The sequence below is a fragment of the Flavobacterium cauense R2A-7 genome (assembly GCF_000498475.1).
GTDB classification, from domain to species: Bacteria; Bacteroidota; Bacteroidia; order Flavobacteriales; family Flavobacteriaceae; genus Flavobacterium; species Flavobacterium cauense.
This window is the reverse complement of sequence record NZ_AVBI01000001.1, coordinates 58,513-77,475: the sequence shown is the minus strand read 5'-3', so window position 1 is coordinate 77,475 and position 18,963 is coordinate 58,513. Positions and strand designations below refer to the sequence as shown.

General features: G+C 40.5%; 14 protein-coding genes. 9 read left to right on the top strand and 5 right to left on the bottom strand.

Annotated elements, in window-relative coordinates; translation table 11 throughout:
* Nucleotide 1: 1 nt before the first annotated feature.
* The 4 genes from FCR2A7T_RS00345 to FCR2A7T_RS00330 all read right to left on the bottom strand — a co-directional run bounded on the left by FCR2A7T_RS00345 (nt 2) and on the right by FCR2A7T_RS00330 (nt 3,591).
* Nucleotides 2–826 (bottom strand): thymidylate synthase, encoded by an 825-nt coding sequence (locus tag FCR2A7T_RS00345; RefSeq protein WP_023569271.1) that lies wholly within the window; start codon nt 824–826, stop codon nt 2–4.
* Between the two features lie 77 nt (nt 827–903).
* Nucleotides 904–1,533: a bifunctional nuclease family protein gene (locus FCR2A7T_RS00340; RefSeq protein WP_035116730.1), complete on the bottom strand. Its 630-nt coding sequence runs from the start codon at nt 1,531–1,533 to the stop codon at nt 904–906.
* A 271-nt stretch (nt 1,534–1,804) separates the two neighbouring features.
* The gene (locus FCR2A7T_RS00335; protein ID WP_023569269.1) at nt 1,805–2,773 is read right to left on the bottom strand and encodes an electron transfer flavoprotein subunit alpha/FixB family protein; all 969 of its coding nucleotides are present in this window, start codon (nt 2,771–2,773) and stop codon (nt 1,805–1,807) included.
* 71 nt (nt 2,774–2,844) lie between these two features.
* Nucleotides 2,845–3,591 carry an electron transfer flavoprotein subunit beta/FixA family protein gene (locus tag FCR2A7T_RS00330; protein ID WP_035116932.1) on the bottom strand — a complete coding sequence of 249 codons (747 nt, stop codon included), beginning with the start codon at nt 3,589–3,591 and terminating at the stop codon, nt 2,845–2,847.
* Nucleotides 3,592–4,334: 743 nt separating this feature from the next.
* Between FCR2A7T_RS00330 and FCR2A7T_RS00325 the strand changes: the two genes are divergently transcribed.
* From FCR2A7T_RS00325 to FCR2A7T_RS00285, 9 genes are all read left to right on the top strand, one after another.
* Nucleotides 4,335–5,315 (top strand): pyruvate dehydrogenase complex E1 component subunit beta, encoded by a 981-nt coding sequence (locus tag FCR2A7T_RS00325; RefSeq protein WP_023569267.1) that lies wholly within the window; start codon nt 4,335–4,337, stop codon nt 5,313–5,315.
* A gap of 93 nt (nt 5,316–5,408) precedes the next feature.
* Entirely contained in the window at nt 5,409–7,889 is a 2,481-nt protein-coding gene (locus FCR2A7T_RS00320; protein ID WP_035116727.1) for a DUF5686 and carboxypeptidase-like regulatory domain-containing protein, read from the top strand.
* Entirely contained in the window at nt 7,889–8,491 is a 603-nt protein-coding gene (locus FCR2A7T_RS00315) for a DNA-3-methyladenine glycosylase family protein (RefSeq protein ID WP_023569266.1), read from the top strand. The genes FCR2A7T_RS00320 and FCR2A7T_RS00315 overlap by 1 nt, the downstream gene beginning before the upstream one ends.
* Before the next feature lie 109 nt (nt 8,492–8,600).
* Nucleotides 8,601–9,131, top strand: coding sequence for an inorganic diphosphatase (locus tag FCR2A7T_RS00310; RefSeq protein WP_023569265.1), 531 nt, complete (start codon nt 8,601–8,603; stop codon nt 9,129–9,131).
* 115 nt (nt 9,132–9,246) lie between these two features.
* Nucleotides 9,247–11,976, top strand: coding sequence for a sodium-translocating pyrophosphatase (locus FCR2A7T_RS00305; protein ID WP_023569264.1), 2,730 nt, complete (start codon nt 9,247–9,249; stop codon nt 11,974–11,976).
* Nucleotides 11,977–12,073: 97 nt separating this feature from the next.
* Complete coding sequence (locus FCR2A7T_RS00300) at nt 12,074–14,341, top strand: glycoside hydrolase family 20 protein (protein ID WP_023569263.1); 2,268 nt, start codon at nt 12,074–12,076, stop codon at nt 14,339–14,341.
* Between the two features lie 12 nt (nt 14,342–14,353).
* Entirely contained in the window at nt 14,354–15,382 is a 1,029-nt protein-coding gene (locus FCR2A7T_RS00295; RefSeq protein WP_023569262.1) for an isoaspartyl peptidase/L-asparaginase family protein, read from the top strand.
* A complete protein-coding gene (locus FCR2A7T_RS00290; RefSeq protein ID WP_035116725.1) occupies nt 15,382–16,050 on the top strand; it encodes a copper homeostasis protein CutC in 669 nt (222 codons plus the stop codon). Before FCR2A7T_RS00295 ends, FCR2A7T_RS00290 begins: the two co-directional genes overlap by 1 nt.
* Entirely contained in the window at nt 16,050–18,515 is a 2,466-nt protein-coding gene (locus FCR2A7T_RS00285; protein WP_035116722.1) for a beta-mannosidase, read from the top strand. The genes FCR2A7T_RS00290 and FCR2A7T_RS00285 overlap by 1 nt, the downstream gene beginning before the upstream one ends.
* Before the next feature lies 1 nt (nt 18,516).
* Here FCR2A7T_RS00285 and FCR2A7T_RS00280 read toward each other — a convergent pair whose 3' ends face one another.
* The gene (locus FCR2A7T_RS00280; protein WP_131473135.1) at nt 18,517–18,909 is read right to left on the bottom strand and encodes a hypothetical protein; all 393 of its coding nucleotides are present in this window, start codon (nt 18,907–18,909) and stop codon (nt 18,517–18,519) included.
* Nucleotides 18,910–18,963 lie beyond the last annotated feature (54 nt).

The following is an 18,963-nucleotide window of genomic DNA, read 5'->3' as shown; positions in this document are numbered from 1 at the left end:
TTTAAACCGCCACCTGCCCTTTAATGTGAGGGTGCGGATCGTAATCGGTTAATGTGAAATCCTCAAACTGAAATGCGAAGATGTCTTTTACATTCGGATTCAAAATCATTTTCGGAAGCGGTTTCGGTTCACGGGAAAGTTGTAGTTCCAACTGCTCCATATGATTGTTGTAGATGTGTGCGTCACCAAAAGTATGGATGAATTCACCCGGTTGCAAATCGCAAACCTGAGCCACCATCATGGTAAACAGGGCATAGGAAGCGATATTGAACGGAACGCCCAAGAAAATATCGGCGCTTCTTTGGTATAACTGACAGGATAGTTTTCCATCGGCCACATAGAATTGGAAAAAGGCATGACACGGAGGCAAAGCGGCTTTTCCGTTGGCAACATTTTCGGAAAATGATTTTTTGTCATCGGGTAAAACCGAAGGATTCCAAGCGGAAACCAACATACGACGGCTGTTCGGATTGCGTTTTAGGATTTCGATAAGTTCTTTAATCTGATCGACTTCATCGCCATTCCAATTGCGCCACTGATAACCGTATACCGGACCCAAATCGCCGTTTTCATCGGCCCATTCGTCCCAGATTTTTACACCGTTTTCTTTTAAATAAGCGATATTGGTGTCGCCTTTCAAAAACCAAAGCAATTCGTAAATAATCGATTTTAAATGCAGTTTTTTGGTAGTTACCATCGGAAACCCTTCACTCAAGTCAAAACGCATCTGATACCCGAAAACACTTTTGGTTCCCGTTCCGGTTCTATCGCCTTTCTGATTTCCGTTTTCTAAAACGTGCTTTACTAAATCTAAATACTGCTTCATTGTTGTTGCTTCGTTGCTGCGGTTATTTGGTTATTCGAATGGTTGTTGTTTACTGCCACAGGAAAACTGCTGTCGGACTATGATTCTCTTTTAGATACTTCGTCCCGAATTTTGGCAGCTTTTTCATAATCTTCATTCTGAACGGCGGCCTCGAGTAATTCGTATAATTCGGCTAAGGAATATTGTGTATAGGATTCTCCTGTTACCTTTTCTTCGCCTACCAATCCGAAGGTTTCCGGGCTGGTTAACGGATCATCGCTCTCTTCAGGGTGTTTTCCTTCTTCTGTAGGATTGATTTTTAGATAGATTCCCGCTTTGTCCAAGATGTTTTTATAAGTAAAAATCGGAGCATTAAAGCGTAGAGCCAAGGCAATCGCATCAGAAGTACGGGCGTCGATAATTTCTTCGATACGGTCTCTTTCACAGATAATGCTGGAGAAGAAAACACCGTCAACCAATTTGTGGATGATTACCTGTTTTACCACGATATCAAAACGATCGGCGAAGTTTTTAAATAAGTCGTGTGTTAAGGGTCTTGGCGGACGAATTTCCTTTTCCAAAGCAATCGCAATGGATTGTGCTTCGAAAGCGCCAATAACAATGGGTAGTTTTCTTTCGCCATCAACTTCATTTAAAATCAATGCGTACGCGCCATTTTGAGTCTGGCTGTATGAAATTCCCTTTATAGTTAGTTTTACTAAGCTCATGTTTTTTAGCCACTAAGGCCCTAAGGCACAAAGTTTTTGTTTGTTAATTGCTACGGATAGTACTAATTTACGGCAATTATATTTAAAAAGTATAAAATTAGAATACAATTGCGTCTATCTCCTTATTGAATCGGTGTATCTTCTTTAAAAGTAAGAAATGAGAGTCAAAGTCAGATAGTGTATTGCAAAGAAACGAAAAACTTTCGCTTCAAAAAATAAAAAAACCACCTTAAAAAAATAAGATGGTTTTTTTTAAAAGGTATGCAGAATTTTAGTGCTGCGCTGCTTTAAAAGCTTTTAATTTTTCGATTAGTTGCGGAACAACTTGGAAAGCATCTCCTACAACTCCGTAATCCGCTACTTTGAAGAAAGGTGCTTCAGCATCCGGGTTGATAACCACTTTTACTTTAGAAGAGTTGATTCCGGCAATGTGCTGGATCGCTCCAGAAATACCAATGGCAATGTATAAGTTTGCCGCTACCGGTTTTCCGGTTTGTCCTACGTGTTCGCTGTGAGGTCTCCATCCTAAATCGGATACCGGTTTAGAACAAGCTGTTGCTGCACCAAGAACGGAAGCCAATTCTTCAATCATGCCCCAGTTTTCAGGGCCTTTCATTCCGCGACCTGCAGAAACCACGATTTCAGCATCGGCAATGGTTACTTTTCCGGTTACTTTTTCTACCGATTCGATTTTAACAGAGAAATCAGCATCGTTTAAAGATGGTGTGAAATCTTCTTCCGTTAAAGAAGAAGCCGATTCGAAAACACCGTAAGAATTTTTAGCAATTCCTAAAACTTTTACATCGGTAGTTACTTCTGTAATGTTGAACGCTTTGTTAGAGAACGCGTTTCTTTTTACAGTGAAAGGCGAAGTGCTTTCCGGTAATGCCACTACGTTAGAAGCATATCCTGCATTCAACCCAACAGCTACAAGTGGCGCTAAGTATAAAGAATCGGTTGTTGAAGAAAGGATTACCACTTTGGTTCCTTCTTTCTGAGCCGCCTGTTTTACAACATCTGCGTAAGCTTTGGCATTGAAAGACGCTAATTTATCATTAGTTACTTTTAATACTTTGTCTACTCCGTATTTTGATAAAGCGGAAACATCGCCTGCGTTTACCGTAACGGCTGTAACCGTTGTTCCCATCATTTCTGCAACTTTCTTAGCATAAGAAGCCAACTCGAAAGCTACTTTTTTAAATTTTCCTTCTGCGGATTCCGCGTATATTAAAATTGACATATTTGTTTTATTTAAAAATTGAAAGATTTAAAAGATTGAAAAAAACGTAATTCGTAATTTTCAATTCGTAATTAAATTACTTTCGCTTCGTTATGTAATAAGTTGATTAATTCGTCTAAGTTATCCGCGTTCACCAATTTTACGGCTGATTTTGCTGCCGGTTTTTCGAATTTCACTGCTTTTGTAGTGTTGTCCGCTCCAACCGGTTCTAAAATCGTTAACGCTTTAGTTCTGGCCGTCATGATACCTCTCATGTTCGGGATGCGAAGGTCTTTTTCTTCCACCAAACCTTTTTGTCCGCCGATTACCAACGGTAAGTTCGCAGCAATGGTTTCTTTACCACCGTCAATTTCACGAACCGCTTTTGCAGTTGTTCCGTTGATGTCCAATCCGATACAAGAGTTTACGAAATCTGCTCCTGTTAAGGCAGCCAGCATTCCCGGAACCATTCCACCGTTGTAGTCTAACGATTCTTTACCAGCAATCACTAAATCGTACCCGCCGTTTTTTACAACTTCTGCCAATTGCTTAGCCACGAAGAAACCGTCAGTAGGGTTTGCGTTTACGCGGATTGCTTCGTCAGCACCAATGGCTAACGCTTTTCTTAAAGTTGCTTCTGCATCGGTACCGCCTACGTTTACCACAGTTACATTAGCACCTTGTTGTTCTTTGAACCAAATGGCTCTGGTTAAACCGAACTCATCATTTGGGTTGATTACAAACTGAACACCATTAGTGTCAAATTCCGAATCTCCGTTAATGAAGTTAATTTTTGAAGTAGTATCAGGCACGTGGCTGATGCAAACTAATATTTTCATTTTTATAAGGTTATAAAGTTGATTATTTTCGAGGGACGAATTTAAGGAAATATTTTCAATAAAATAGTATGCACGCATAATAAATGTGAAATTATCAGGGAATAGCGAAAATATTCTGATTAAACGCAAAAGTGAAGTTTTGAAACGCGATTTGATTGCAGAATTTTCAGTGGTGAAGTTTGGTTTTTTTGAATAGAAGGGCGACAGTTTAAAAAAAGAGTGCGTTGGGTGAAATTATAATTGCGTCGAGCCAGAAAAGGAATGCGGGAAAGCAAATCATGATTGCGATACTACAAGTAGTGAATGCGCCGAGTCAGATAATGAATACGGTAAGGTAAGTTATGAATGCAATACGGTAAAAAATAAATGCATCGTGACAGAAAATGAATGCATCGTGACAGAAAATGAATTCGAAAGGGTAATGCGGAAGAAAGGCAAAGCAATGCAGAAGGAAAGTGAGGCAATGCAGACAAGAAGTAGGTCGATGCAGAAGACAAGCAAGTCAATGTAGAAGATAAGTAGGTCGATGCAGAAGAAAAGTAGCTCAATGCAGATGAAAGGCAAGTCAGTGCAGAACACAGGCGAAACAAATTTCAGTGGGAACTTTGGCAGTTAAATGAATTTGTATCGAACATTATAATGGTAAAACAAAATAAATTCACCTTAATCCCTAACATATAACTAATAAGTAACATAAAATTTTTATTTTTGCCTTTCAATAATTTTTGGATAAAGAAAAATACATGAGAACGATACAGTTTAGAGAAGCGGTTTGTGAGGCGATGAGCGAAGAAATGCGTCGCGACGAATCGGTATATTTAATGGGTGAAGAAGTAGCGGAATATAACGGAGCCTATAAAGCTTCGAAAGGAATGCTGGATGAATTCGGACCAAAAAGAGTTATCGATACCCCAATTGCCGAATTAGGTTTCGCCGGAATTGCAGTAGGTTCAGCGATGAACGGTTGCCGCCCAATTGTGGAATTCATGACGTTTAATTTCTCGTTGGTGGGAATCGACCAGATCATCAATAACGCGGCAAAAATGCGTCAGATGTCGGCCGGACAGTTTCCTATGCCAATGGTGTTCCGCGGACCGACAGCTTCGGCTGGTCAGTTAGGGGCAACACACTCTCAGGCTTTCGAAAACTGGTTTGCAAATACTCCGGGATTAAAAGTAGTGGTGCCATCAACGGTATATGATGCTAAAGGATTATTAAAAGCAGCTATCCGTGATAACGATCCGGTAATCTTCATGGAATCGGAACAAATGTATGGTGATAAAGGGGAAGTGCCGGAAGGCGATTACACGATTCCGTTAGGAGTTGCCGATATCAAACGCGAAGGAACCGATGTAACGATTGTGTCTTTCGGAAAAATCATCAAAGAAGCGTTAGCGGCAGCTGAGGAATTGGCTAAAGAAGGTATTTCTTGTGAAATCGTAGATTTAAGAACGGTTCGTCCGATGGATTACGAAACGATTATCAATTCGGTGAAAAAAACAAATAGATTGGTGGTTTTGGAAGAGGCTTGGCCGTTTGCATCGGTGGCTTCAGAAATCACGTATATGGTTCAGGAAAGAGCCTTCGATTATTTGGATGCGCCGGTACAAAGAATCACAACTGCCGATACTCCGGCGCCGTATTCTCCAACTTTGTTGAAAGAATGGTTGCCTAATGCTAACGATGTAATCAAGGCGGTTAAAAAAGTGATGTATAAAAAATAATTGATAATTATCAATTGATAATTGACAATTAATAAAATGACTATATTTGAACTTCATCAGTAATTTGCTGATGAAGTTTTTTTTTACAATTCTATGAAGAAGTTATTTCTGTTTTTAAGTTTCGTTTTATCATTTGTGAACATGATGGCGCAAACCAAAGTGGGCGGGGTGGTTTATGATGAAAACAACCAGCCGATGGGGTATGCCAACGTGTATTTTAAAGGTTCTACCGAAGGTGTGGTTTCCGATGAGAACGGACGTTTTTACCTGCAATCGGATAAAACATATAAAACGTTAGTGGCTTCGTTTGTAGGATATAAAGCCGTGGAAATTACGCTTGTAAAAGCGGTGGATTTGGAAATGAAAATTCAGATCAAACCGGATAATCAGCTTCAGGAAGTGAAAATTTACACCGGGAAAACCTCCAAAAAGAACAATCCGGCCATTGATATTCTCCGAAAAATATGGGCGCGTAAAAAGAAAAACGGACTGAATATGTTCAATCAGTACCAATACGATAAATACGAAAAAGTAGAATTTGACCTGAATTCCATCGACAGTGCTTTCAAAGCCAATAAGATTTTCAAAGGAATGGAATTTATCTGGGACCGAATCGATACCTCCAGAGTAACCGGGAAAGCCTTTCTGCCTATTTTTATCAATGAAACGTTGAGTGAAGTCTACGCCGATAATACTAACGGGAAAAAGAAAGAAATCGTAAAAGCGAATAAAAATTCGGGCTTAGGTACCGGCGATGGTGTGAGTACTTTTATCAAAGATTTGTATGCCGATTACGATATTTACAACAATTACCTGAAGTTCTTCGATAAGGATTTCGTGAGTCCGTTATCGCGCACGGGAATCAATGTATACAATTACGTGTTGTCCGACAGTGCTTATATCGACAACAAATGGTGTTACAATATTATTTACTATCCGAGAAGAAAAAACGAGCTGACTTTTAAAGGGGATTTTTGGGTAAATGATTCTACATGGGCCATCAAGAAAATCAACATGGAAGCCAGCAAAAGTGCCAACATCAACTGGGTAAAGGAAATTTATATCGAACAGGAATTTGAGGTATTGAACGATTCGGTGTTCCTGTTGAAACGCGATCACATGATGTCGGATTTCAGTTTCTCCAAAAAAGAAAAATCAAAAGGAGTTTACGGAAAGCGTACCACTTTAGTGCGAAATCATAAATTCAATATTCCTAAAGATGATAAATTCTACAAACAGGAAGTAGACAATTATGACAGCGAAGCGTATAATAAAACCGATGAATTTTGGGAGGAAAACCGCTTTGAAAACCTGAATAAAAACGAGAAAAGTGTTTACGGACTTTTAGATACTTTAAACACGATTCCGAAATTCAAACGAATCTATAATGTTGCGACTATTTTAGCCAGTGGTTACATCGAAATTCCGAAATTAAAGATGGACTACGGGCCGATATTTTCCTCTTACGGCTACAATAATGTAGAAGGAATGCGTTTGCGCGCGGGTGGAAGAACCTATTTCGGGTCCAATGATATGTGGCGTATCGAAGGCTATACGGCTTACGGCTTTAACGATCATCAGTTTAAATACGGCATTTCCGGAAAATGGCTTCTAAATAAGAAAAACCGTTTGATTCTTTCGGGCGGAAACAGAAGGGATATCGAACAGTTGGGAGTGAGTTTGACGGCTACCAACGATGTCTTGGGAAGAAGTTTTGCTTCAAGTACTTTGTTTTCAAGCGGAAATAACGACAAACTTTCATCGATTAATTTATCGATGCTTTCCCTACAGATGGAGCCGGTAAAAAACCTGACAATTCAGACAGGTTTAACGTATCGTACGTTGAAATCGGCTTGGTCAAAATTCAGTCTGGATTATTTTGATGCTAACGGAGGAATTCAGAGTCAGGTCAAACAAGCCGATATTAATTTAATGGTGGATTATACCCCGAAACGAAAAACAGTAGGTCATGGAGTGGAACGAATGGTGGTGGATTATAATTTCCCAAGGGTTTTTGTGAATTACAGTCATGGCATGAAAGGGGTTTTTGACAGTGATTTCTCGTATCAGAAATTACAGTTCTATTACCGTCATCCAATATTGATCGGTGGCTTCGGGCGCTTGTTTCCAACCTTTGAAACCGGTAAGATTTTCGGAAAAGTACCGTTGGGCTTGATGGGGGTTATTCCCGGAAACCAATCGTATTTCCAGATTGAAAACACGTACAACCTGATGAATTATTATGAATTCGTTGCCGATGAATACGCTTCGATTCACTTAGAACATCATTTTAACGGCCGCTTGTTTTCAAGAGTACCGTTGTTGCGAAAATTGAATTGGAGGGAAATTGTTGGTGTAAAAGGAGTGTATGGTTCTGTTTCGGATCAAAATATTGCACTTAATGCTTCCGGATTGGAATACCGTGCTCCGGTAAACGGATATTGGGAATACCACGCGGGAGTGGGGAATATTTTCAAATGTTTTCGATTGGATTTCTGCTGGAGAGGCAGTTATCTGAATTTGCCGGATGCCAATAAATTCGGAGTTAAAGGGTCATTCGGATTCTATTTCTAATGAAAAACGCCATTGCATATCTTCTTAAATGTGAACAGAAATTCCAAAGTATCGTCGATTTGTATGGCGAGCCGACTTTCGTACAACGCCCGCCGGGATTCGAAACGCTTTGTCTGCTGATATTGGAGCAACAGGTGTCGATTGATTCAGCCAAAGCTACATTTAACCGAATTAAAGCCGCAATTCCCGATTTTTCACCCGAAACGGTGTTGGTGTTTTCCGATGAAGATTTTCGCAGTTGTGGCGTCAGCAGACAAAAAACAAACTACCTGAAAGCCTTATCAGAAGCAATTCTTGAAGGGGCTCTCGATGTTGAAGGGCTGTCAGATCTGGATGCCGAAACCGTTCGTGCGGAGTTGATTAAAATCAAAGGTATCGGCCATTGGACGATCGATGTGTATCTGATGTTTTGCCTGCAATCACCGGATATTATTCCGCTGGGCGATATTGCAGTGGTGAATACGATTAAAGAACTTTTTGACATTCACGATAAGGAGGCGATGGCCGTTTATGCGGAAAACTGGAAGCCACACCGTTCGGCAGCTACTTTTTTTCTTTGGCATTATTACCTACAGAAAAGAGGACGGAAACAACCGTATTAAAACTTCGTTATCATATTGCTAAATCTGTTTTTTTAACGGTAAAATTACTTGTAAGTCAGTTGTTTTTGTCCTACTTTTGCACCCTCAAAAAATGTAAAAGTTTAAAATAATGACAGCTGATAAAGTAAAAACTTTCGATGTTTTAATCGAAATTCCAAGAGGAAGCAGAAATAAATACGAGTACGATTTCGAATTAAAAAGAATGCGTTTCGACAGAATGTTATTTTCATCGATGATGTATCCTGCCGATTACGGTTTTATTCCTGAAACTTTAGCATTAGACGGTGATCCGTTGGATGTATTGGTTTTGGTAAACGAGCCAACTTTCCCTGGATGTGTAATGGAAGTGAAGCCTATCGGAGTTTTCCACATGGCCGATGATAAAGGTCCGGATGAAAAAATCATCTGTGTGCCGGTTTCAGATCCTATCTGGAATAAATTGGACGATTTGTCAGACATGAACCCACACTTGGTAAAAGAAATCGAGCACTTCTTCCAGGTTTACAAAGATTTGGAAAACAAACAAGTTGATGTAGAAGGATGGGGAGATGTAAACGATGCTAAACGAATTTTAAAAGAATGCGTGGATCGTTTCAATGCTTTAGAAAATAAACCTGCCGGGTTATTCAGTATTAAATAATACGATTTCCTAAAATTTTATAAAAAAAGCAATATTCTGAAGAGAGTATTGCTTTTTTATTTGTTATTGTTTCTATATATTTACGAATATATTAACCAAATACCAAAACAAATTTATGGAATCAATGATGATTTACGTGCCGGTGATAATGGCATTGTTGGGGCTCGCCTTTATGGCAGTCAAAAGGAGTTGGGTTTTAAAGCAGGATGCAGGAGATGGAAAGATGAAAGAGATTTCAGATCACATCTACGAAGGAGCGTTAGCCTTTCTTAAAGCAGAATACCGATTATTAGCACTTTTCGTTGTTGGGGCAAGTATTGCTTTAGCAGCGATTTCTTTTATAGTGCCAACTACACATATATTAATAGTGGTCGCTTTCGTTTTCGGCGCCATCTTTTCAGCTTTGGCCGGAAACATGGGGATGAAAATCGCAACGAAAACCAATGTCAGAACCACTCAGGCCGCCCGTACCAGTTTGCCACAGGCGTTAAAAGTTTCTTTTGGCGGCGGAACCGTAATGGGGCTTGGCGTAGCCGGTTTAGCAGTATTGGGGTTAACCTCTTTCTTTATTTTCTTCTTCAATTATTTCATGGGCGGAGCATGGACTTCAACCGAAGACATGACCGTAGTATTGGAAACTTTGGCAGGATTTTCTCTTGGAGCGGAATCTATTGCTTTGTTTGCCCGTGTAGGGGGAGGTATCTATACCAAAGCAGCCGATGTCGGTGCGGATTTGGTTGGAAAAGTAGAAGCCGGAATTCCGGAAGACGATCCGCGTAACCCTGCAACCATTGCGGATAACGTTGGGGATAACGTAGGCGACGTGGCAGGTATGGGTGCCGATTTGTTCGGTTCGTATGTGGCAACGGTTTTAGCGGCTATGGTGCTTGGAAATTATGTTATCAAAGATATGGGAGGCAATCTTCAGGATGCTTTCGGAGGTATTGGACCAATTTTATTACCAATGGCGATTGCCGGATTCGGAATTTTGTTTTCGATTATTGGTACCATGTTGGTGAAAATCTCAAGCAATGATGCCAAAGAAAAACAAGTACAAGGCGCTTTAAACGTAGGAAACTGGGTTTCTATCGGATTAACCTTGGTGGCTTGTTTCTTCTTAGTACAATACATGTTACCCGAAACCATGAAAATGGAATTCTACGGAGAAGGGTTAAAAGACATTTCATCCATGAGAGTATTTTATGCTACCATCGTTGGTTTAACGGTTGGGGGTGTAATCTCTTCGGTAACTGAATATTATACAGGATTAGGAACGAAACCGGTTTTAGCAATCGTGCAAAAGTCTTCAACGGGTGCCGGAACCAACGTAATTGCGGGTTTAGCAACCGGAATGATTTCGACTTTCCCAACGGTATTATTGTTCGCAGCAGCAATTTGGGCATCGTATGCTTTTGCAGGATTCTACGGAGTAGCCTTGGCAGCTTCAGCAATGATGGCGACTACGGCTATGCAATTGGCTATTGACGCCTTCGGACCAATCTCGGATAACGCAGGTGGAATCGCCGAAATGAGCGAATTGCCAAAAGAAGTAAGAACACGCACCGATATTTTAGATTCGGTAGGAAATACAACAGCAGCCACCGGAAAAGGGTTTGCGATTGCATCGGCAGCATTAACATCCTTAGCATTATTCGCAGCCTATGTAACGTTTACGGGAATCGACGGAATTAATATTTTTAAAGCGCCGGTTTTAGCAATGTTATTTGTGGGTGGAATGATTCCAGTTGTTTTCTCCGCTTTAGCGATGAATTCCGTTGGAAAAGCCGCGATGGATATGGTTTATGAAGTACGTCGTCAATTCAAGGAAATTCCGGGAATCATGGAAGGTACTGGAAAACCGGAATACGGGAAATGTGTAGAAATCTCCACAAGAGCGGCATTACGCGAAATGATGTTACCGGGAATTTTAACCATTGGTTTCCCAATCGCAATTGTACTTTTAGGGAAATTGGTGTATGCTGATAACAATCAATTAATTGCCGAAATGTTGGGTGGTTATATGGCCGGAGTTACTGTTTCTGGTGTGCTTTGGGCGATCTTCCAAAACAATGCCGGCGGTGCTTGGGATAATGCTAAAAAATCGTTTGAAGCGGGTGTAATGATTAACGGTGAAATGACGTATAAAGGTTCTGATGCGCACAAAGCGGCGGTTACCGGAGATACGGTTGGGGATCCGTTCAAAGATACTTCAGGACCATCGATGAATATTTTAATCAAATTAACGTGTTTAATCGGATTGGTAATGGCGCCGATTTTAGGAGGCGGACATACTGCCGGAGCAGGCAAAGAGGCATGTTGTGCCAAAACAGAAATGTGTGAAGGCAAGAGTATGAAATGCGATATGTCTAAAATGGCTACCATGACCAAAGACGAATGCTCCAAAATGTGTGATGAAATGGGTTGTTCCGAAGACGAAAGAGCCATGTGTATGTCGCATTATGACGAAAGTGGAAAATTCATCGGCGGAAAAGGGATGAAATGCGACATGTCAAAATGTGCCACTATGACCAAAGACGAATGTGCGAAAATGTGTGACGAAATGGGCTGTTCTCCGGAAGAAAAAGCCATGTGCATGTCCCATTACGATGCCAACGGAAAGTTCAAAGGAGGCGACTGTAAAATGAAATGTTGTGCCGAAAAAGGAGCAATGAAAAAGGAAATGATGAAACGTATTTCCGTTGAAAAAGAAACCAATAACGGAAAAACCAAAGCAACGGTAAAAATCACAACGGTTGAAAACGGTAAGGAAACGGAAAAAGTGGAAACTTTTGAAGGTACTGCCGCCGAAGTAGATGCGAAAATTGCAGCATTTAGGGACAAATAGAACGTTTTTTGTGATAATAAAAGTTCCATCTCGTGATTAAAAATGAGATGGAACTTTTTTATTTTACTAAATTTACCGAAACAACACACAAACAACAATGCCAAGATTATTTGTCCTTTTTTTGTTTTTAATAGCAACGGTTGGTTTTGCCCAAAATCAATTGCCGTTAATTCCGCAACCGAAATCACTGATTCAAAAAGAAGGGAGTTTTACGTTAAACCAAGGAACATTAATCCTTATCGGAAATTCCGAAAGCAATAACGAAATCAGATTGTTCAATGAGTTTCTGAAAACCAATTACGGTTTCGAACTGATAACGACCACCAATTCTAAAAGCCCGCTAAATACGCTTCAGATTCTGGTAGAAAATCCCAATGATGTGAAAAACGGAGCGTATGAACTCAATGTCAGCACGACTCAAATTAGAATCAATGCCAAAAGTAATTTAGGATTGTTTTATGCGTTTCAGACGTTACAGCAATTGCTTCCTGTTACCAATAAGGAAGAACTGAAAATCCAGACTCTCGAAATTAAAGACGAACCAAAATACGCTTGGAGGGGTATGCATTTGGATGTTTGTCGTCATTTCTTTCCAATAGACTTCATCAAAAAATACATTGATTATCTGGCGATGTATAAGATGAATACCTTTCATTGGCATTTAACCGACGATCAGGGTTGGCGCATTGAAATCAAGAAATACCCGAAATTAACGGAAGTCGGTGCCTGGCGAAAAGGCTCAATGGTCGGACATTATAACGATCAGCAATTTGACAATAAAAAATACGGCGGATTTTATACCCAAGAAGAAATAAAAGAAATTGTAGCGTATGCAAAAGCACGCCATATCACCGTAGTTCCCGAAATTGAAATGCCGGGTCATGCAGTGGCCGCGTTGGCTTCTTATCCCGAATTGTCTTGTACCGGGGGACCGTTTGATGTGGCGATGCAATGGGGTGTTTTGGACGATGTGCTTTGCCCGAAAGAAAGTACGTTTCAGTTTTTAGAAGCTGTTTTATCCGAAGTGATTGCGTTATTTCCTTCCGAATACATTCATATCGGTGGTGATGAAAGTCCGAAAGTTCGTTGGAAGAATTGCGCGCACTGTCAGGCACTAATTAAAAAAGAAGGCTTAAAAGACGAACACGAACTTCAGAGTTATTTCATTAAACGCATCGAGAAATTTGTCAACGGAAAAGGGCGTCAAATAATAGGGTGGGATGAAATTCTCGAAGGCGGATTAGCACCTAACGCAGCCGTAATGAGTTGGCGTGGTACCGAAGGCGGTATCAATGCAGCCAAACAAAAACATTTTGTGGTAATGACCCCGGGTTCCCATTGCTATTTCGATCATTATCAGGGTGAACCGAAGAACGAACCGGTGGCAATCGGCGGTTATACGACCGTGGAAAAAGTGTATTCCTTAGAACCCACGCCAAAAGAACTGACTTCTGAAGAAGCAAAATATATTTTAGGCGCACAAGGGAATGTTTGGACCGAATACATCAATACGCCGGAACATGTTGAATACATGATTATGCCGAGAATGGCGGCTTTGGCTGAAGTGGTTTGGGGAACTTCTGATGCTTCAAAATACCAGAATTTTCAAAACCGGTTGATTCAGCATTTCTCAGTATACGATACAAAAGGAATCAATTACAGTCGGGCATTATTTGAAGTGACTTCCAAAGTGAGTCCGTCCGAAAAAGGAAAAGGAGTCGATTTTGCTTTGAAATCGGCAAATCCCGGAATCTGTTTTACTACTGACGGAACGAATCCGACCGCCAATTCCAAAAAATACACGGAATCCATTTTGGTAACGAAAAACCAAACCATAAAAGCAGCTTATTTTGAAAACGGCAAGCAAAAAAGTGCGGTTATCGAGCAGCCGTTTTTCATTAGCAAATCGACAGGAAAGAAAATCAGTTTGGTTAACCAACCGCATGAGAATTACGGAATTGGTGGAAGTTTTACTTTAGTAGACGGTATGCGCGGCAACATGGAAAAATACGGTCGTGACTGGATTGGTTTCTGGGGAAAAGATTTGAATGCTACCATCGATTTAGGAAAAAAACAATGCGTTTCAAAAGTAACAGTGGATGTGTTAACCAACGACGGAAGCTGGATTCACTATCCAAAATACATTGAAGTGCTGGTTTCCAAAGACGGAAAAACATTCCAATCGATAAAGAAAATTACTGCTGAAGAGATCCGTAAAATGAAAGGTATTGTAACCATCGAATTCGATAAACAAAAAACCAAATACATCAAGGTCATTGCACCCAATGCGGGTAAAATTCCTGAGGGAAAACCAGGCGCCGGTTCGGATTGTTGGCTCTTCGTGGATGAAATCATGGTGGAATAAAAAAATAAGAATATGGCAAACCGCAGAAATTTTATAAAGACAACCGCCATCGCTTCAGTAGCGGTAGCATTGAACGGTTTTCGTGGGAAAACGGAGGAAGAAGAAATTGTTGTTCCATCCGGAAAAGTAAAAACCCGAGCTACTGGCGAACGGAGCGGAGCTAAACCAATCGTTCTTTCCACTTGGAATTTTGGAATTCCGGCGAACAATGCGGCTTGGGAAATATTAAAAAATAACGGACGCGCATTGGATGCAGTAGAAGCCGGAGTGAAGATTCCTGAGGGCGATCCGAACGAGCGCAGTGTAGGTTACGGCGGACGACCAGACCGTGACGGAAGAGTAACATTGGATGCCTGTATCATGGACGAATTTTCTAATATCGGTTCAGTGGCTTGCTTGGAGCATATCAAACATCCGATTATGGTAGCCAGAGCCGTGATGGAAAAAACGCCACACGTAATGTTGGTTGGTGAAGGCGCTTTGCAATTTGCTTTGTCACAAGGTCATAAAAAAGAAAACCTGTTGGTGGAAGCTTCCGAAAAAGAATGGAAAGAATGGCTCAAAACCAGCAATTATAAGCCGATTGCGAATATCGAAAATCACGACACTATCGGTATGATTGCATTGGACGTTCACGGAAATTTGTCGGGTGCCTGTACTACGAGCGGCATGGCGTATAAAATGCACGGACGCATAGGTGATTCGCCGATTATCGGAGCGGGATTGTATGTCGATAACGAAATCGGTGCCGCAACCGCAACTGGTCATGGGGAAGAAGTAATCCGAATCGCGGGTTGTCATTTGGTGGTGGAACTGATGCGTCAAGGGAAATCGCCGCAAAAAGCCTGTGAAGAAGCTGTTGCCAGAATTGTGAAACTGACCAAAAACAGAAATAAAAATCTGAAAGACATTCAGGTAGGATTTATCGCGTTGAACAAAAAAGGCGAACACGGAGCGTATTGCGTTCAGGGCGGATTCAATTATGCGAAATACGACGACACCGGAAATAAATTAATTGACGCCGATTACTTTTTACGATAATGGGAAAATTAGAAATAGCTTGTTTTAATTCCGAATCGGCACTAATTGCTCAGCAAGGCGGAGCCGACAGAGTGGAACTTTGCGATAATATAAAAGAAGGCGGAACCACACCCGATTTTGAGATTACCCGTGAAATCCGTGAACAAATAACAATTCCTTTATATGTGATGATTCGTCCTCGGGGCGGCAATTTTGTGTATTCGGAAGAGGAATTCCAAATGATGAAAAAAGAAATTCAGCAATTTAAAACATTGGGTGTCAATGGTTTTGTTTTTGGAATTTTAAACCATGACCGAACGATAAATACGAAACAGAATTCGGAATTAGTTGCCATGGCGAAACCTTTGCCGTGTACGTTTCACAGGGCATTCGATGCCGTGACCGATATTTTACTTTCATTGGAGAATGTTATCCAATGTGGATTTTCGACCATTCTGACATCCGGAACCATGCCGAACGTGGTGGAAGGTATTACGGTTTTGCAACAATTGGTGGAAAAAGCAAACAACCGCATTACCATTATGCCCGGTGGTGGATTGCGCTCGACAAATATCAATCTGATTCAAAAACAAACCAACGCCGGTTTTTATCATTCTTCTGCGATAACTGACGGAAGTGAAACCGCTAATATTGATGAGGTTAAAATGTTGAAATCAAATTTATTGTAATGAAAATTTTTTTGAAATTCCTGATGATTTTCTGTTTACCGTTATTGGTTCTGGCTCAGAATTCGGATCGAAATTTGGGAAAGGAACACTGGATTTTCAGAAAAAAAGGCGATGTACAATGGCTTCCGGCTTCTGTTCCTGGAACGGTGCATACGGATTTGTTCAATAATAACGTAATTCCAAATCCTTTTTTCGGAGCGAATGAAAAACAACTGCAGTGGATTGAAAACGAGGCTTGGGAATATGAGACAACTTTTACTGTTTCCGCCAAAGAACTGAAAAGCGACACTGTCGAATTACAATTTGACGGTTTGGATACCTATGCCGAAGTTTTTCTCAACGGGAAATCAGTTTTGAAAGCGGATAATATGTTCCGAATCTGGAAAATCGATGTTAAAAATCAGCTGAAAGTCGGACAAAATAAATTGACGGTTGTTTTTCAATCGGCAGTTAAAAAAGGAAAGGAAGCAGCAAAAAAACTGAATTATACATTACCCGGCGATGAGAAAATATTTACCCGAAAAGCGCAATACCACTACGGTTGGGATTGGGGGCCACGATTCGTAACGGCGGGTATTTGGAAAAAAGTAAAGCTTAATTTCTGGAATTCGGTTACAATCGAAAATGTAAAATACGAACAGAAACTACTGTCGGATGAAGTAGCAAAATTGGTTTTTACAACGGAAGTACATTGTCAGCAATCCGGAAAATACCAACTGAAAGTCAATGACAAATCGGAAACCTATTCGCTTAAAAAAGGTAAAAATCAACTGAAAATCGATTATGAAATCAAAAAACCGAAACGGTGGTGGTGTAACGGTTTAGGAGAAGCGTATTTGTATCCGTTTGCGATTTCACTTTCGGATGCCAAAGGAAATTCGGATAAGAAAGAAATGAACATTGGGTTGCGAACTGTCGAATTGGTTCAGGAAATGGACAAGGTCGGGAAAAGCTTTTATTTTAAACTCAACGGTGTTCCGGTGTTTATGAAAGGCGCGAATTATATTCCACCCGATAGTTTTCTTCCGAAAGCAAAGGATTCTGTTTATAAAAGTATTGTAAAAAATGCCGTGGATGCGAATATGAACATGCTTCGCGTTTGGGGTGGTGGCGTGTATGCCGATGATGCTTTTTATGAGGAATGTGATAAAAAAGGTATTCTGGTTTGGCAGGATTTCATGTTTGCCTGTGCGATGTATCCGGGAGACGATGCTTTTTTGGAGAATGTAAAACAGGAAGTTGTCGATAATGTAAATCGTCTGCAAAATCATCCGAGTGTAGCGCTTTGGTGCGGGAACAATGAGAGCGATGAAGGCTGGCACAATTGGGGTTGGCAGAAACAATACAACTATTCGGCAGTCGATTCCACAAAAATATGGAGCGACTATGAAAAGCTGTTTCACGAACTGATTCCGAAAACCTTAAACAGTCTTTTGTCGAAAGAAAAAAATAGTTACTGGCCTTCATCACCATCAATCGGGTGGGGAAGAAAAGAAAGTCTGCTGCAGGGCGATTCGCATTATTGGGGTGTTTGGTGGGGCATGGAACCGTTTGAAATGTATACGAAGAAAGTCGGACGATTCATGTCGGAATACGGTTTTCAGGGCATGCCGGATTTGGAAACCTTACGGAGTTTTGCCAATGAAAGCGATTTGAATTTGCAATCGGATGTCGTAAAAAACCATCAGAAACATCCAACGGGCTATCAGACCATTCAAACCTATATGGAGCGTGACTATAAATTTCCGACCAATTTTGAAGATTTCATCTATGTTTCGCAATTGCTGCAAGCGGAAGGAATGAAAACTGCCATTGAAGCTCATCGACAAGCAAAGCCTTATTGCATGGGGACTTTGTATTGGCAACTCAACGATTGTTGGCCGGTAACCTCTTGGAGTTCGGTGGATTATTTTGGCACTTGGAAAGCGTTTCATTATCAGGCGAAACGTAGTTTTGAGAATGTATTAGTTTCGGTTGCCGTAGAAGAAAATCAGTATAAAGTCTATGTAATCAGTGATGAAGTATCGTCCAAAAAAGGAAAATTAGTGCTGCAACTTCTGGATTTTGAAGGTAAAATACTGTGGCAATCGGCTTCGGAAATTCAGGTAGCGGAAAATACAGCAAAAGTGTATTATACGATGGATAAAAAAATGTTTGAAAAGTTCAATTCCAAACAGACCGTGCTTTCCGTGAAGTTTGTTTTTTCCGATTCGGATGTAAAATCAACCTTGTTTTATTTTGAAAAACCGAAAGATTTGGAACTGAAACGACCGAAAATCATGGTTAAGCATTTAGATGAAAATACTCTTGAAGTATCAACCGATATTTTGGTAAAGAATGTTTTTTTAAGTTCTGAAGGGACACATTTCAGCGATAATTATTTCGATCTGCTTCCGGGTGAGAAAAGGAAAATTCATTTCGAAGGAAAAACGTCGGAAATAGTAATTAAAAGTCTGTATTATTGATTTAAAAACCGCCCACAGGTCCGGCGCCTGAGCTCCAGCTGTTGGAGCTTATCAACATTACAAGTATGGCGATTGGAATGGTAATGCCTGCAACGGTTAAAAATCTGGACTTGGGTTTGTTGATGATTTGGAGTTTTTTAATGTCTTCTTTTTTAAGCGGTTTTTTGATTACATCCAATCCGACTTCTTCAACGCCATAATAGAGGCTGTCTGTTTTTTCAATTTTCTTAAAAAAATACTTTTGGTTGTCGGTCATGGTTATTTTAACCCGCATATTGGAGGCTGTTGCTTTTTCAATGTCCGATGGGATTTTTTCATAAACATGGCAACTTCCCATCAAAATACTTGTCGTAAGTATACAGCAAATCCATTTGAACCGTTTTAAAAGAAGCATAGTTTTGGAATTTATTTAAAGATAAAAAAAAATCCCGATGATTTCATCGGGATT

What these genes read in the sequence shown, in the direction of transcription:
- FCR2A7T_RS00330 (WP_035116932.1), bottom strand. Translation starts at nt 3,591, where the DNA reads ATGAAAATATTAGTTTGCATCAGCCACGTGCCTGATACTACTTCAAAA.
- FCR2A7T_RS00305 (WP_023569264.1), top strand. Translation starts at nt 9,247, where the DNA reads ATGGAATCAATGATGATTTACGTGCCGGTGATAATGGCATTGTTGGGG.
- FCR2A7T_RS00285 (WP_035116722.1), top strand. Translation starts at nt 16,050, where the DNA reads ATGAAAATTTTTTTGAAATTCCTGATGATTTTCTGTTTACCGTTATTG.
- FCR2A7T_RS00345 (WP_023569271.1), bottom strand. Translation starts at nt 826, where the DNA reads ATGAAGCAGTATTTAGATTTAGTAAAGCACGTTTTAGAAAACGGAAAT.
- FCR2A7T_RS00325 (WP_023569267.1), top strand. Translation starts at nt 4,335, where the DNA reads ATGAGAACGATACAGTTTAGAGAAGCGGTTTGTGAGGCGATGAGCGAA.
- FCR2A7T_RS00295 (WP_023569262.1), top strand. Translation starts at nt 14,354, where the DNA reads ATGGCAAACCGCAGAAATTTTATAAAGACAACCGCCATCGCTTCAGTA.
- FCR2A7T_RS00290 (WP_035116725.1), top strand. Translation starts at nt 15,382, where the DNA reads ATGGGAAAATTAGAAATAGCTTGTTTTAATTCCGAATCGGCACTAATT.
- FCR2A7T_RS00315 (WP_023569266.1), top strand. Translation starts at nt 7,889, where the DNA reads ATGAAAAACGCCATTGCATATCTTCTTAAATGTGAACAGAAATTCCAA.
- FCR2A7T_RS00300 (WP_023569263.1), top strand. Translation starts at nt 12,074, where the DNA reads ATGCCAAGATTATTTGTCCTTTTTTTGTTTTTAATAGCAACGGTTGGT.
- FCR2A7T_RS00340 (WP_035116730.1), bottom strand. Translation starts at nt 1,533, where the DNA reads ATGAGCTTAGTAAAACTAACTATAAAGGGAATTTCATACAGCCAGACT.
- FCR2A7T_RS00280 (WP_131473135.1), bottom strand. Translation starts at nt 18,909, where the DNA reads ATGCTTCTTTTAAAACGGTTCAAATGGATTTGCTGTATACTTACGACA.
- FCR2A7T_RS00335 (WP_023569269.1), bottom strand. Translation starts at nt 2,773, where the DNA reads ATGTCAATTTTAATATACGCGGAATCCGCAGAAGGAAAATTTAAAAAA.
- FCR2A7T_RS00320 (WP_035116727.1), top strand. Translation starts at nt 5,409, where the DNA reads ATGAAGAAGTTATTTCTGTTTTTAAGTTTCGTTTTATCATTTGTGAAC.
- FCR2A7T_RS00310 (WP_023569265.1), top strand. Translation starts at nt 8,601, where the DNA reads ATGACAGCTGATAAAGTAAAAACTTTCGATGTTTTAATCGAAATTCCA.